Consider the following 14,925-nt stretch of genomic DNA (forward strand, 5'->3'; position numbering starts at 1 on the left):
GGGAGAGGGGAGCGGGACGTCCCCCTGCAGGGCTGTCCCGTGTCCCCAAAACTACGGCAGGCAGGGCGATATCCTGTCCCCCTCGTGGGTGTCGCTGGTGCGGAGAGACTCTCGCTGTCCTGCCCTCGTCCCGCGGACAGGAGACCGAGGGTCCGGCCCGCCGTTCCGCCGACTTTCCGGGGGTTCGGCGGGCATCGCGGAGAGACCGGTGAAGGCCTGTCCGCGCCGGGAGAGCGGCCCCCCGCCTCCCTTCTGCGGCACCCCTTGCCGGCGCGTCTCCGGGCACCGAGCCGCCTGCCTTCCCGCCCTGCTCGGAGTGGTCTCCGAGCCGCCCGGCGCCCTGCGCGAGCGGCCCCGCCTCCGCCCCGGAGCCGCACCGGCCCCTCGGCCCGCTCGCGCCCGCTCCGCGCCCCGGCAACGACGAAGGGCCCGCCGTCCGGAGACGACGGGCCCTTCGCAGCGGGGGTCAGCCGCCGACGGTCGGGGTGCTCGTGGTGACCTCGTTGGTCGTCGCGAGCGTGCCCAGGTAGAGCTCGATGACCTTCGGATCGTTCATCAGCTCCCGGCCCGCGCCCTCGTAGGCGTCGCGGCCCTGGTCGAGGACGTAGCCGCGGTCGCAGATCTGCAGCGCCCGCCGCGCGTTCTGCTCGACGATCATGATCGAGACGCCCGCGCGGTTGATCCGCTGCACGTTGACGAAGGTCTCGTCCTGCCGCATCGGGGACAGGCCGGCGCTGGGCTCGTCGAGCAGCAGCATCGACGGGTCCATCATCAGAGCCCGCGACATCGCCACCATCTGGCGCTCACCGCCCGAGAGCGACCCCGAGCGCTGCTTGAGCCGCTTGCTGAGCTCCGGGAAGAGCTCGGTGACGAACTCGAGCCGCTCCTTGTACAGCTTCGGCTTCTGGTACATGCCCATCTCGAGGTTCTCCTCGATGGTGAGCGACGGGAAGACGTTGTTGTTCTGCGGCACGAAGCCCACGCCCTTGGACACCAGCTTGTCGGCCTTGAGGCCGGTGATGTCCTCGCCGTTCAGCAGGACGGTGCCCTGGCGGATGTTGACCAGGCCGAACATCGCCTTCAGCAGCGTCGACTTGCCTGCACCGTTCGGGCCGATGATCCCGACGAGCTCGCCGCGCTTCACGTAGACGTTCGAGCCGTTGAGGATGTTGACCCCCGGCACGTAGCCCGCGTGCAGATCGTGCGTCTCGAGGGTGTTCGGAGTCGTCGTGTCGGCGGTCATCTCTCGTCCTTCTCGAATTCGACGGCCGGGGCGTCGGTCGTCGGGGCGACGCTCGTCGGCGCGGAGGCCGACGGGGACGCCGTTCCGGCGGCCGGAGCGTCGTGGCCGGGCGTCGGGACGCCGGCCTGCTCCGCCTGCCGCTCCACGTCCTCGCGGACGAGGTCGGAGTCCATCTCCTCGGCGATCTCGAGCTGGCCCTCGATCGTGCCCAGGTCGGTGTCGTGGTGCGCGCCGAGGTACGCGTCGATGACGGCCGGGTCGTTCATCACGGTCGAGGGCGGGCCCTCGGCGACGACCTTGCCCTCGGCCATCACGATCACCCAGTCGGCGATCGTGTTGACCATGTGCATGTCGTGCTCGACGAAGAGCACGGTCATGCCCTCGTCCTTCAGGTTCACGATGTGACCCAGGAGCGACTGCGTCAGCGCCGGGTTCACGCCGGCCATCGGCTCGTCGAGCATGACGAGCTCGGGCTCCGACATCAGCGCCCGCGCCATCTCGAGCAGCTTCTTCTGGCCGCCCGACAGGCTCGACGCGTAGTCGTCCCGCTTGGTGTCCAGCTTGAACTTCTCGAGCAGGCGGATCGCGCGCTGCTCGATCGAGTCCTCCTCCTTCGACCACAGCGGGCGGATGAGCGAGGTGAAGATGTTCTCGCCCTTCTGCCCCTTCGCGCCGAGCAGCATGTTCTCGAGCACCGTCATGCCGCCGAGCGCCTTGGTGAGCTGGAACGTGCGCACCATGCCCATCCGCGACACCCGGTAGGCCGGGACGTTGGCGAGGTTCTTGCCCTTGAAGTTCCACTTGCCGGTGTTGGGCTTGTCGAAGCCCGTCAGCAGGTTGAAGAACGTGGTCTTGCCGGCCCCGTTCGGGCCGATCAGGGCGGTGATGGATCCGCGGGGGATCTCGAGGTGCTCGACGTCGACCGCGGTCAGGCCGCCGAAGCGGCGGCTGACGTTGTCGGCGACGACGATGGGGTCCTTCTTCCTGACCCCGGGGACGATTGCTTCCTCGGTGATGTCCGAGACCGGCGTCTTAGGCAAAGTGCAGATCCTTCTTCTTGCCGAAGATCCCCTGGGGTCTGAAGATCACCAGGAGCATGAGGGCTACCCCCACCACGATGAACCGGATGGGTCCGGTCTGCACGGTGGTGAGGCGGATGAGGTCGTTGTTGAGGACCCCGGTGTCGATCCCGAGCGTGAGCAGTCCGTCGGTCAGACCGAGGACGACCCAGAAGATGATCGAGCCGACGACGGGTCCGAAGACCGTCGCGGCGCCGCCCAGCAGCATGATCGTGTAGAGGAAGAACGTGAGCTGGGTGCCGTAGTTGTCGGGCTGGAGCGAGCGGGGGAGGATGAACAGCGCTCCTGCGAGGCCTCCGAGCACGCCGCCCAGGATGAGCGCCTGGATCTTGTACGAGAAGACGTTCTTGCCGAGCGAGCGCACGGCGTCCTCGTCCTCGCGGATGCCCTTGATGACGCGACCCCAGGGGCTGCGCATCAGGAGGAACACCAGGAGGCAGGCCAGGAGCACGAGGCCCCAGCCGACGATCCGCACCCACCACTGGTCCTGGCTGTAGGTGAGCACGCCGATGCCCCAGCGGCCCTCGGGCAGCGGGTTGAGGTCGTTGAACGCCTTCGCCGCGCCGTTGATGCCCTCCGAGCCGCCGGTGATCGCCGAGAACTCGGGGGTCTTGACCGAGAGCCGGATGATCTCCGCCGCCGCGATCGTGACGATCGAGAGGTAGTCGGCCCGCAGCCGCAGCGTCGGGATGCCCAGGATGAGCGCGAAGACGGTCGCCGCGACGATCGTCGCGAGGAAGGAGCCCCAGACGGGCCATTCGAACTTGACCGAGGTGATGGCGAAGGCGTAGCCGCCCACTGCCATGAAGCCGGCCTGTCCGAAGTTGAGCAGCCCCGTGAATCCGAAGTGGATGACCAGGCCGATGGTCGCCAGCGCGTACGCGGCGACAGTGGGATCGACGATCTGCCCGATCGCCAGCCAGATGAAGTTGAGGTTCATGGTGTCCTAGCCGATCCGTTCCTTGCGGCCCAGGATTCCCTGCGGCCTGACCAGGAGGATGATGATCATGAGAACGAGCGGAGCCACGTACTTGAGGTTCTCCGGGATCCAGATCGTCGAGATGTTCATCATCAGTCCGATGATGAGCGAGCCGACCAGCGCGCCGTAGGCGGAGCCGAGTCCGCCGAGCGTGATCGCCGCGAAGATCAGCAGCAGGATCGACGCTCCCGTGTCCCAGCGCAGCGACTGGTAGTAGCCGATGTAGACGCCCGCCAGCGCGGCGAGAGCGCCCGACATCACCCAGACGACGCGGATGACGCGCTCGACGTTGATGCCCGAGGCGGAGGCGAGGGCCCGGTTGTCCGAGACCGCCCGCATCGCCTTGCCGATCTTCGTCTTCGTGAGGACGTAGGCCACGGCGACGATGCAGACGACGCCGACGACGGCGCCGACGATGTCGGTGAACTTCAGGCTGATCCCGAGCTCCGGCACCGTGAAGAACGGAGCGGTGCTGTTGGGGAGCGAGAGCCGGTCGGCTCCGAAGAAGAAGACGAACACGTAGCGCAGGGCCAGCGAGAGGCCGATCGTCACGATCATCAGCGGGATGAGCTGGATGCCCTTCTTCCGCAGCGGCTTCCAGAGCAGTCCGTCCTGGACGAAGCCGAAGGCCCCGCCGAGGATCACCGCGATCGGGATGGCCAGCAGCGCCGGGAGTCCGAAGACCCCGGAGAAGAGGTACGCCATCAGCGCGCCGAAGGTGACCAGCTCGCCGTGGGCGAAGTTGTTCAGGCCGGTCACGCCGTAGATCAGCGAGGCGCCGATCGCCGCGAGGGCGATCAGGAGCCCGAAGATCAGGCCGGTGACGACCTTCGGCCAGAAGATGATCCAGAACGTGTCGGCCGACACCGGCTGGTTCACCGCATTGGACGTGCCGTCGGGGTTCGTCGCGTCGTTGCCGGTCGTGCCCTCGGTCGCGGGGCTCGTCGGAGCCGCGGAGTCCGTCGGGACCGGGACGGTCGCTCCGGAGCCCTTCGGGTTGGCCGTCGAGACGATGAAGTTCACGATCTGGTTCTGCGAGGCGACGATCTTCACCTGCTTCGGGTTCTGACCCGCGGCGGGGTAGCCCTTGTCGGCGGGCAGGGACTCCTCGTCGACGGTCACCGTGTAGGTGCCCGCGGCGTCGAGGGGGAACGTGGCCCGGCCGTCCTCGCCGGTGGTCACGGTCGCGGAGGCGTCGCCGCCGATCTCGACGGTCACCCCCGTCAGGTTCTCGTTCGTCCCCTGCACGCGGACCCAGGCGATGATCGACTGGTCGGCGGTGGTGGCGGCGAGTGCGGCAGGGGCCGCCGCGGCGATCCCGGTGAGGGTCGCGGCGAGCAGACCCAGGGCCAGGAGCCGGTCTCGGAGCCTCGGGCGTCTCCTATCCACGGGGCGCCTCCCGGTCCGTCGGATGCAGGGTCGTCGAGCGCTGGCGGCGCATCGAACGGCTGGCTGTGAGCAAGACGTCTACCTCTCGTCAGGGTGCACAGACGGATGGGGTCTCCGGGCACGCCCGAATCGCCGTCGTCAAACAACGTTGGTTGACCATACGTTCCGCATGTGTCGGCGGTGTTTCACCGTCCGCACTTACGCGTGACGACATTATGAGGGAGAGGAGAGCGCTCCAGCGCCCATCCGCGGCCCGGCGGCCGCGCCGTCGAGGAATACCGCGGGCCCTGCGGCGCTTAAGATCGAACAACCGTGGCGCTCGTGAGCGGACTCCTCCCGTCCTCTCCGGGCTCCCGCACTCGACCTGCTAAGGGGCATTGATGGACCAGCCGGATCCCTTCGGATTCCTCGGACTCACCTACGACGACGTCATGCTCCTTCCGGGGCACACCGACGTCATCCCGAGCGAGGCCGACACGGCCTCCCGTCTCACCAAGCGCATCAGCGTGGCGACCCCGCTGCTCTCCGCGGCGATGGACACCGTCACCGAGGCGCGCATGGCGATCGCGATGGCCCGCCAGGGCGGCTTCGGCGTCCTGCACCGCAACCTCTCCATCGCCGACCAGGCCGACCAGGTCGACCGGGTGAAGCGGAGCGAGTCGGGCATGGTCTCGAACCCCGTCACCACCACCCCGGACGCCACCGTCGCCCAGGTGGACGACCTCTGCGGCCAGTACCGGATCAGCGGCCTCCCCGTCGTCGACTCCACCGGCGTGCTCGTGGGCATCATCACCAACCGCGACATGCGCTTCGTCTCGCCGTTCGAGAAGGCGACCACGCTCGTCCGCGACGTGATGACCAGCACCGGCCTGATCACGGGCCGCGTCGGCATCCCCGACAGCGAGGTCATCGCCCTCTTCGCGCAGCACAAGATCGAGAAGCTGCCGCTCGTCGACGCGCAGGGCAAGCTCGCCGGCCTCATCACGGTCAAGGACTTCGACAAGTCGGAGCAGTACCCCAACGCCACGAAGGACGACGAGGGCCGCCTCCGGGTCGGCGCCGCGATCGGCTTCTTCGGCGACGCCTGGCAGCGCGCCACCGCCCTGCTCGACGCGGGAGTCGACGTGATCGTCGTCGACACCGCCAACGGCGACTCCGCCGGCGTGCTCGACATCATCCGCCGCCTGAAGTCCGACTCCGCGTTCGCCGGCGTCGACGTCATCGGCGGCAACGTCGCGACCCGCTCCGGGGCGCAGGCCCTCGTCGACGCGGGCGCCGACGCCATCAAGGTCGGCGTCGGCCCCGGCTCGATCTGCACCACCCGCGTCGTCGCCGGCGTCGGAGTCCCGCAGGTCACCGCGGTCTACGAGGCGTCCCTCGCCGCGCGCGAGTCCGGCGTGCCGGTGATCGCCGACGGCGGCCTCCAGTACTCCGGCGACATCGCCAAGGCGCTCGTCGCCGGCGCCGACACCGTGATGCTCGGCTCGCTCCTCGCGGGCTGCGAGGAGAGCCCCGGCGACCTCGTGTTCCAGAACGGCAAGCAGTTCAAGACCTACCGCGGCATGGGCTCCCTCGGCGCCCTGCAGACCCGCGGCGAGCGGACCTCCTACTCGAAGGACCGCTACTTCCAGTCGGACGTGCCCACCGACGACAAGCTGATCGCCGAGGGCATCGAGGGCCAGGTGCCCTACCGCGGCCCGCTCGCGAACGTGGCGTACCAGCTCGCCGGCGGGCTCCGCCAGTCGATGTTCTACGTCGGAGCGCGCACCATCCCCGAGCTGAAGGAGCGCGGGAAGTTCGTGCGCATCACGGCGGCCGGGCTGAAGGAGTCGCACCCGCACGATGTGCAGATGGTGGTGGAGGCGCCGAACTACCGGCGCTGAGGGGTCTGGTGGGGGCCGGCGGCGGATCGGGATCGCGGCCCCTCTGCCCGATGGGCCTGCGGCCCATACGCCCACCACGCCGGAGGGGCCGGGATCCCGATCCGCCGCCTCCCTCCGGGAGACGAGCACCGATTCTCGGCTGAGGGGCGGGGGACGCAGCGCGAGCGGCGCGGGGCGCCGCCGCGACTGCGGGGGGAGGGCCTCCGCCTTTCCGCATGCGGGGGAGTGGTCGTGCCTCACCGCGTGAGCGCGACGGAGTGGGGACTGGCGTCCCGTGTCCCAGCAAGTCGTCGTCGCGGCCGCGCAGGCTTCACCTGCTGGTGGTGTGCGCCCGCTCGCGTCGATCGCGGCCTGGTGTGGAGCCCGGTGGGAGCGGAAGCAAGCGATCCGCTTTCCAGCGGATCGGCGTAGCGCGGACGCGTGACGCTCTGCGGAACGCGACCGCCCGCTCGGGCCGACCGCGGGCGAGCGGCGAGCGGAGCGAGGAGCGAGCCACGGCTGATACCGCTCAGCGGTGACCGGCGATCCGCGTGCGAGCGGATCGTCGTAGCGCGGACGCGGGACGCTCTTGGGAACGCGACCGCCCGCTCGGGCCGACCGCGGGCGAGCGACGAGCGGAGCGAGGAGCGAGCCACAGTAAACTCTGCGTCATGGAGATCGAGATCGGGCGCGCCAAGCGCGCCCGCCGCGCGTACGCCTTCGACGACATCGCCGTCGTCCCGAGCCGCCGGACGCGCGACCCCGAGGTCGTGTCGGTGAAGTGGTCGATCGACGCGTACCAGTTCGCGACGCCGATCCTCGCCGCGCCGATGGACTCGGTGGTGTCGCCGGCGACGGCGATCCGGCTCGGGCATCTGGGGGCGCTGGGCGTCCTCGACCTCGAGGGTCTGTGGACGCGGTACGAGGACCCGGAGCCGCTGCTCGAGGAGATCCGTCGGCTTCCGGCCGAGACCGCGACGCAGCGGATGCAGGAGATCTACTCCGCTCCGATCCGCCCCGAGCTGGTGACCGCGCGCCTGGCCGAGATCCGCGCCGCGGGCGTGACCGTCGCCGGGGCCCTGTCGCCCCAGCGGACCGCGGAGCTGTACCAGACCGTCGTCGACGCCGGGGTCGACGTGTTCGTCATCCGCGGCACGACCGTCTCGGCCGAGCACGTCTCGCGCGACACCGAGCCGCTGAACCTCAAGAAGTTCATCTACGAGCTCGACGTGCCCGTCATCGTCGGCGGCGCCTCCACCTACACCGCGGCCCTGCACCTCATGCGCACGGGCGCCGCGGGCGTCCTCGTCGGGTTCGGCGGCGGTGCCGCCTCCACCACCCGCACGACGCTCGGCATCCAGGCTCCGATGGCGACCGCGGTCGCCGATGTCGCCGGCGCTCGCCGCGACTACCTCGACGAGTCGGGCGGACGCTACGTGCACGTCATCGCGGACGGCGGCCTCGGCACCTCCGGCGACATCGTGAAGGCCGTCGCGGTGGGCGCGGACGCCGTGATGCTCGGCTCGGCGCTGGCCCGCGCGACCGACGCTCCCGGCGGGGGCTGGCACTGGGGCGCGGAGGCGCACCACCCGCAGCTGCCGCGCGGCCGCCGCGTCGAGGTCGGCACCGTCGGCACCCTCGAGCAGGTCCTCTACGGCCCGGCAACCGGCGCCGACGGCACGGCGAATCTCATCGGCGCCCTGCGCCGCTCGATGGCGACGACCGGCTACTCCGACCTCAAGGAGTTCCAGCGGGTCGAGGTCGTCGTCGCGCCGTACCAGCCCAGCTGACGCTCACCGACCGAGGCGATCCTGACCGTCGAGGCCGCCGCGAACAGCGGGCTCCCTCGACGGCCCGGGGGTCCCTGGACGCGGCGGACGCCGGCGCGGGTCGGCCGGACGGGCTGGCGTCGTAGGCCTCGCGCCAGCCCGGCGGACGACGCTGCGGACCCGCGCGCGCGGATCCGGTCTTCCCGGCGCTTCTCGGCGAGAAGCACGAGCTCGGGCGAGCGGCCCCCGAGGAACGCCGGGTCGGTTCGGATCGACGGTGGTCTGCGCGAGATCCGAGACGGCGAGTCCGTCGATCAGTGCGGGTGAGGGCGGACGCGCGCTCCGCGACGCCGTTCCACGTCCGGCTGCCCGGGTCCGTCGCCCCTCGACATGCACGGTCTCCGCAAGAGGCTCGACCAAGGGGCGTCCCGGACCGCCGCCGCCGCCGCCGACTCGCGGAGGACGAAGGGCGCGCTCCAGGTCGCGGCCACGGCGTCGATCCGCGCCCGCTGCCGCTCGTCCGCGGAGGCCCCCGCCCACTCGCCGGTCCGCGCGTACCGCGGCGCAGCCGCACGGACTCGTCCGACCGGCCTCACGCCCCGCCTCGATAGATCCCCACTGCACGCTTCCGCCCCCCTTTCCCTCCCTCCGCTCCTCCTGTGGAGACTCCCCCCACCCCCTGTGGACAGCGAGGGACGCAGGACCGCCGAGGCCGCCGGGAAACTGCGGGATCCCTCGACGGGTCGGGGTTCCCTCGGCAGGAGGGCTCCGCACGCGCCTAAGCTGGAAGTCCCGAGTGGGAGCGCCGCACGGCGCGGAGGGAGCACGCATGGTCGAGGTCCGCAGGGTCAAACTGCCCGGTGTCGGCGTTCTGCACACGTTCCTGACGGCCGACGGCGGCAAGGTCGGGGTCATCGCCCACCGCTCCGGCCACAGCGACCTGATCACGTTCGCCGAGGGCGACCAGGACGGCGCCAAGGTGTCGCTCCGCCTGAGCGACGACGAGGCGCACACCCTCGCCGAGCTGCTCGGCGGCACGCAGATCACGGAGTCGCTGACCGCGCTCGACCAGATCCCGGGCCTCTCGATCGACTGGTTCACCGTGGACTACGACGACCACATCGCCGGACAGCAGCTCGGCAAGCCCGCCGACCGCGGGATCGTCGGGCTGACCGTCGTCGCCGTGGTCCGGGGCGACGCCGCCAATCCGGCGCCGGCCCCCGACTTCCGCGTCTTCCCCGGCGACACCCTCGTGGTCGCCGGCAGCCCCGAGAAGGTCGCCAAGGCGTTCGCGTTCTTCCGCACCGGCAGCTTCGCCAAGACGGTCGACGCCCCGCCCGGAGCCTGAGGATGCACCACGGCGAAGACCTCATCGTCCTCGGCGTCCTGTTCGTCGTCGCCTACGTCCTCGGCCGGCTGGGGAGGACGATCGGGCTCCCGGCCATCCCGATCTACATGGTCGTCGGGCTCCTCGCGAGCCCGAACTTCCACCTCTTCCCGCTCGACTTCGAGTCGAGCTACATCGAGCTGACCGCGGTCTTCGGGCTGATACTCCTGCTGTTCAACCTCGGCCTGGAGTTCGACCAGGACGAGTTCTTCGGGAACGCCGGCCGCCTGATCCTCTCCGGCGGCTCCTACATCGCGGTCAACATGGCCGTCGGCCTCGGCTTCGGCTTCGCGCTGGGCTGGGGGAGCCGCGAGGCGCTGATCATCGCCGGCATCACGGCGACGAGCTCGAGCGCGATCGTCACCAAGCTGCTGATCGAGCTCAAGCGCCTGGCGAACCCCGAGACGCCGATGATCCTGGGCGTCACGGTCGTCGAGGACATCTTCATCGCGGTCTACCTGGCGATCGTGTCCGTCGTGCTCTCGGGCGAGACGGAGCCGTGGCCGGTGGTGCTCAAGCTCGTCATCGCGTTCGCGTTCCTCGTGGTGATGTTCGCGATCGCCCGCTGGGGCGGGAAGGTCGTCTCCCGCTTCTTCCGCACTCGCGACGACGAGCTGTTCACGATCCTGTTCTTCGGTCTCGCCATCCTGTTCGGCGGCATCGGCGAGGTCCTCGGAGTGACGGACGCCATCGGCGCGTTCCTGATCGGACTGGTCATCGGAGCGACGCGGTTCCGGTCGAGGGTCGAGCACATCGCGATCCCGCTGCGCGACGTGTTCGGCGCGTTCTTCTTCGTCAACTTCGGTCTCGGGCTGGATCCCGGCGCGTTCCCGAGCGTCGTGGTCCCGGTGCTGATCGCCGCGGTGATGACCATCGTCCTCAACCTCGGCGCGGGGCAGTTCGTCGCGTGGCTCAACAAGCTCGGACCGCGCGCGGGCCTGAACGCGGCGTTCATCCTGCACAACCGCGGCGAGTTCGCGCTCATCCTGGCGACGCTCTCGCTCTCGGCGGGGCTCGACGAGCGGATCCAGCCCTTCGCCGGCCTCTACGTGCTGATCATGGCGATCGTCGGGCCGATCCTCGCCTCGCGCTCCGAGAGCATCGGCGCGTTCCTCTCGCGGCGGCGGCACCGCCCGGCACCCGCAGCGGCCACGGCCATGGACGAGGAGGACTTCGCGCTCGTGGAGGCGGCGATGGCCGCGCCCGCCGTCTCCGCGGAGGAGGCCCCCGCTCCTCCGAGGCGCCCCGCGGAGCCGGACGAGCTCGACGACGAGTTCCCCGATCCGATGCGCCAGGCGCTCATCGACCAGGCGATGCAGCAGTCCGACGGCGCCGACGACGCCCGGCCCCGCCGCCCGAGGGAGCCCGACTACTGATCCCACGGAGCTCCCACACTCACGGGTTAGGCTCGATCCGGCCCGCGGGACACCGCACGGATCGAGGGCGGACGAGGGACGAATGACGCAGAGCACGGTCGGGCAGGTGGCCCGGCGCCCGCGCTGGATCGCCGCGCTGGCGCTCGCACTCCTGATCGCCGGGCTCTTCGCCGCGCTCGGGCAGTGGCAGGTCGGACGCGCGGTCGAAGCCGCCGCGCCCGACTCCGGAGTGTCGGAGACGACGCTCCCGCTCGCCGAGGTCGCGGCCCCCTCCCGCTCGATCACGGCGACCGCCGACGGACAGCGCGTGGAGGGCTCGTCCGTCTTCGTGCCGGGCGGTGCCGAGATCCTCGGCGGCCGCCTGAACGGCGAGCAGCCGGGCTGGTGGGTCATCGCCCGTACCCGCACCGCCGACGCCGACCTGGTGCTCGCCTACGGCTGGACGCAGGACGAAACGCAGGCGCAGTCCGTCGCGGACGGGCTCAACAGCGGGAGCGAGCAGGCGCCCTCCTCCTTCACCGGCCGCCTCGTGGCCAACGAGGCCGCGGAGGCGCCGGCGGAGGGCCTGGACCCCGCCACCCTCACCGCGCTCTCCGTCCCCGCGCTGATCAACCGCTGGCCGGACCCGCCGCAGGACGTCTACCAGGGCTACGTCGTCGTCGACGAGCCGGTCGCCGGACTCGGGGCCATCGACTCCCCGGCGCGCGTGAGCGACGTCTCGCTGAACTGGCTCAACGTCTTCTACGCGATCGAGTGGGTCGTCTTCGCCGGCTTCGCCCTCTACCTCTGGTTCCGCCTCGTCAAGGACGCGTGGGAGCGCGAGGCCGAGGAGGCGCTCGACGCCGAGGAGCGCGCCCGCGCCGACCTGGGCGACCGGGCCGAGGCCCCCGCCCCCGCACCGTAAACTGGTCGTCATGCCCCTCGAGCCCAAGCCCGCGCAGTTCCCTGCGATCCGGAGCGCGCTGCGCTTCTACCGGGTGACCTCGATCATCACCGGCGTGATGCTGCTCCTGCTCTGCGCGGAGATGCTGCTCAAGTACGTCTTCCACCTCGAGCTGTTCGCCTTCGGCCAGCAGGGCGTCCTGCACTTCGCCCCGATGTACGAGGTGCCCGGAGGCGAGTTCAGGTCGAGCGGCACCGGCGCGAACCTGTCCACCGGCATCCTGATCGCGCACGGCTGGTTCTACGTCGTCTACCTCTTCGCCGACTTCCGCCTGTGGAGCCTCATGCGCTGGCCGTTCACGCGCTTCGTGCTCATCGCGCTCGGCGGCGTGGTGCCCACCCTCTCCTTCTTCGTCGAGACCCGCATCGCCCGCGAGGTCGAGCAGTACCTCGAGCGCCGGACCGCCGGCACCGACCCGAAGACCCCGACCGACTCCGTGGAGGCCCCCCATTAGCGAGCAGCCCACCGCTCCCCAGCCGCACCTGGCCGCGCAGCCCGTCCTCGTCGTCGACTTCGGCGCGCAGTACGCGCAGCTGATCGCCCGCCGAGTCCGCGAGGCGAACGTCTACTCCGAGATCGTGCCCTCCAACGCCACGGCCGCCGAGATCGCCGCGAAGTCGCCCGTCGGCATCATCCTCTCGGGCGGCCCGTCCAGCGTGTACGAGGAGGGCGCCCCGCAGCTCGACCCCGCGATCTTCGACCTCGGGGTCCCGGTCCTGGGCATCTGCTACGGCTTCCAGGTGATGGCGAAGACGCTCGGCGGCGAGGTCGCCAACACCGGGCTGCGCGAGTACGGAGCGACGGACGCCGCCCTCTCGACCGACGGTGGCGTGCTCCTCGGCGAGCAGCCCGCCGACCAGACGGTGTGGATGAGCCACGGCGACTCGGTCGCACAGGCGCCCGAGGGCTTCGAGGTCCTCGCCTCCACGAGCTCCACCCCGGTCGCCGCCTTCGGCAACGACGAGCGCCGCCTCTACGGCGTGCAGTGGCACCCGGAGGTCAAGCACTCCGCCTACGGCCAGGCCGTCATCGAGAACTTCCTCCACCGCGCCGCGGGCATCCCGGCCGACTGGAACTCCTCCAACGTGATCGACGACCAGGTCGCCGTGATCCGCGAGCAGGTCGGCACCGGACGCGTCATCTGCGGCCTGTCCGGCGGAGTCGACTCCGCCGTCGCCGCTGCGATCGTGCACCGTGCCATCGGCGACCAGCTCACCTGCGTCTTCGTCGACCACGGACTCCTCCGCAAGGACGAGCGCCGCCAGGTCGAGGAGGACTACGTCGCCGCGACCGGCGTCCGCCTGGTCACCGTCGACGCGCGCGAGCAGTTCCTCGACGCGCTCGCCGGCGTCAGCGACCCGGAGCAGAAGCGCAAGATCATCGGCCGCGAGTTCATCCGCACCTTCGAGGCCGCCGCCGAAGCGCTCGTGCTCGAAGCGCAGGGCGAGGGCGAGACGATCGACTTCCTCGTCCAGGGCACGCTCTACCCCGACGTCGTCGAATCCGGCGGCGGGACCGGCACCGCCAACATCAAGTCCCACCACAACGTCGGCGGACTCCCCGAGGACCTGCAGTTCGCCCTCGTCGAGCCGCTCCGCACCCTCTTCAAGGACGAGGTCCGCGCGATCGGCCGCGAGCTCGGCCTCCCCGAGGTCATCGTCGGCCGCCAGCCCTTCCCCGGACCCGGCCTCGGCATCCGCATCGTCGGCGAGGTCACCCAGGAGCGGCTCGACCTCCTCCAGGACGCCGACGCCATCGTCCGCGCCGAGCTCACCGCCGCCGGCCTCGACACCGAGATCTGGCAGTGCCCCGTCGTCCTCCTCGCCGACGTCCGCTCCGTCGGAGTCCAGGGCGACGGCCGCACCTACGGCCACCCCATCGTCCTGCGCCCCGTCTCCTCGGAAGACGCGATGACCGCCGACTGGACCCGCCTGCCCTACGACCTCCTCGCCAGAATCTCCAACCGCATCACCAACGAGGTGAGCGGCGTGAACCGGGTGGTGCTGGATGTGACGTCCAAGCCCCCCGGCACCATCGAGTGGGAGTGATTCCGCGGGTCTCCGCACGGTCATCTGCGGCGTTGTCGGCGGTTGCGATACCTCCGGTATCGCGCCCTTCTCCGCCTTGCAGCTGACCGCGCGGAGACCCGCGGAACGTCAGGAACGGCTCCCTTCGAAGGGGGCCGTTTCTTGTTGAGGGGAGCGGGTGGGGGAACGAGCCCCTGCGGGGCCGTTCCAGGGTGCAGGTAGAGGGGAACGAGCCCCTGCGGGGCCGTTCCCGGGATGCAGGTCGGGGAACGAGCTCAGGTGGCTGTTCAGGGAACGGGTGGCCGCGGTTCGGCCGGGGGATCGGTCGGGGTTGACCGGTGCCTGGCGAGGCGTTCCGAGTGGCGGTCAGCGGAACGTGGCCCTGCAGGGACGTTCCTGGGGTGCCGGCGGAGAAGCGAGCTCCTGCCGAGCGGTCGGGGAACGCGGGTCGGCGCTGGTCCGGGGGCCGAGGTGCAGGCGGCAGGCGCGCGAGCGCGGGTCAGGCGGGGGTGTCGAGCACGCCGATGAAGCGGGTGCCGATGCCGTCGTACTCGTCGCGGCGGTGGCCCTCGGGGTGGTGCGGCCAGGAGGCGGGGGAGTGGTCCTCGCAGACGAGGAACGTGAACTCGGGCCACCACTTCTTCGGGCGGGCGGCCTCGGAGCGGCCGCAGACGGCGCAGTCGAGGGTTACCCACACGGGACGCCTGCCGGTGCGGTTCGCGCGCGACTGGACGAGCCAGGCGGGCGGATCCTGCTCGAGGGCGGCGAGCTCCTCCTCCGACAGACGGGTGGGGATGCCGTGCCGCGTCGCCATCTCGAGGGGGATGTCGAGGCGCTGAGCGGCCTCGCGACGCGTGATCATCCGGCCACC

Annotated in this window: 12 protein-coding genes; 7 read left to right on the plus strand and 5 right to left on the minus strand. The window is 70.7% G+C overall.

Annotation, left to right across the window (positions count from 1 at the left end; all coding sequences use genetic code 11):
- Nucleotides 1-466: 466 nt before the first annotated feature.
- Genes C5C82_RS01070 through C5C82_RS01085 form a run of 4 tightly spaced genes read right to left on the minus strand, consistent with a single transcriptional unit; the run spans nt 467 to nt 4,690 of the window.
- Nucleotides 467-1,243, minus strand: a complete 777-nt coding sequence (locus C5C82_RS01070) for an ABC transporter ATP-binding protein (protein ID WP_104224729.1) — start codon at nt 1,241-1,243, stop codon at nt 467-469.
- Nucleotides 1,240-2,283: an ABC transporter ATP-binding protein gene (locus tag C5C82_RS01075; protein ID WP_104224730.1), complete on the minus strand. Its 1,044-nt coding sequence runs from the start codon at nt 2,281-2,283 to the stop codon at nt 1,240-1,242. The genes C5C82_RS01070 and C5C82_RS01075 overlap by 4 nt, the downstream gene beginning before the upstream one ends.
- Entirely contained in the window at nt 2,276-3,262 is a 987-nt protein-coding gene (locus tag C5C82_RS01080) for a branched-chain amino acid ABC transporter permease (RefSeq protein ID WP_104224731.1), read from the minus strand. Before C5C82_RS01080 ends, C5C82_RS01075 begins: the two co-directional genes overlap by 8 nt.
- A 6-nt stretch (nt 3,263-3,268) precedes the next feature.
- Nucleotides 3,269-4,690, minus strand: coding sequence for a branched-chain amino acid ABC transporter permease (locus C5C82_RS01085; RefSeq protein WP_104224732.1), 1,422 nt, complete (start codon nt 4,688-4,690; stop codon nt 3,269-3,271).
- Between the two features lie 380 nt (nt 4,691-5,070).
- Between C5C82_RS01085 and guaB the strand changes: the two genes are divergently transcribed.
- The 7 genes from guaB (at nt 5,071) to guaA (ending at nt 14,075) form a co-directional block, all read left to right on the plus strand.
- Nucleotides 5,071-6,573 (plus strand): IMP dehydrogenase, encoded by a 1,503-nt coding sequence (guaB, locus tag C5C82_RS01090; protein ID WP_104256107.1) that lies wholly within the window; start codon nt 5,071-5,073, stop codon nt 6,571-6,573.
- Nucleotides 6,574-7,223: 650 nt separating this feature from the next.
- On the plus strand, nt 7,224-8,342 hold the full coding sequence (locus C5C82_RS01095; RefSeq protein WP_104224734.1) for a GuaB3 family IMP dehydrogenase-related protein: 1,119 nt from the start codon (nt 7,224-7,226) through the stop codon (nt 8,340-8,342).
- Nucleotides 8,343-9,150: 808 nt separating this feature from the next.
- Nucleotides 9,151-9,669 carry a cation:proton antiporter regulatory subunit gene (locus C5C82_RS01100; RefSeq protein WP_068256939.1) on the plus strand — a complete coding sequence of 173 codons (519 nt, stop codon included), beginning with the start codon at nt 9,151-9,153 and terminating at the stop codon, nt 9,667-9,669.
- 2 nt (nt 9,670-9,671) lie between these two features.
- Entirely contained in the window at nt 9,672-11,084 is a 1,413-nt protein-coding gene (locus C5C82_RS01105; protein WP_104234167.1) for a cation:proton antiporter, read from the plus strand.
- Nucleotides 11,085-11,166: 82 nt separating this feature from the next.
- Nucleotides 11,167-11,988 carry an SURF1 family cytochrome oxidase biogenesis protein gene (locus tag C5C82_RS01110; RefSeq protein ID WP_104354482.1) on the plus strand — a complete coding sequence of 274 codons (822 nt, stop codon included), beginning with the start codon at nt 11,167-11,169 and terminating at the stop codon, nt 11,986-11,988.
- 10 nt (nt 11,989-11,998) lie between these two features.
- Entirely contained in the window at nt 11,999-12,481 is a 483-nt protein-coding gene (locus C5C82_RS01115) for a DUF3817 domain-containing protein (RefSeq protein ID WP_104256110.1), read from the plus strand.
- Nucleotides 12,482-12,509: 28 nt separating this feature from the next.
- Complete coding sequence (gene guaA, locus C5C82_RS01120) at nt 12,510-14,075, plus strand: glutamine-hydrolyzing GMP synthase (protein ID WP_104227304.1); 1,566 nt, start codon at nt 12,510-12,512, stop codon at nt 14,073-14,075.
- A 478-nt stretch (nt 14,076-14,553) separates the two neighbouring features.
- Here the strand turns inward: guaA and C5C82_RS01125 are convergent, their stop codons facing one another.
- Nucleotides 14,554-14,916 carry a DUF5997 family protein gene (locus tag C5C82_RS01125; RefSeq protein ID WP_104224739.1) on the minus strand — a complete coding sequence of 121 codons (363 nt, stop codon included), beginning with the start codon at nt 14,914-14,916 and terminating at the stop codon, nt 14,554-14,556.
- Between the last annotated feature and the right edge of the window lie 9 nt (nt 14,917-14,925).

This window comes from Rathayibacter sp. AY1D5, from assembly GCF_002932515.1.
Taxonomy (GTDB): Bacteria; Actinomycetota; Actinomycetes; order Actinomycetales; family Microbacteriaceae; genus Rathayibacter.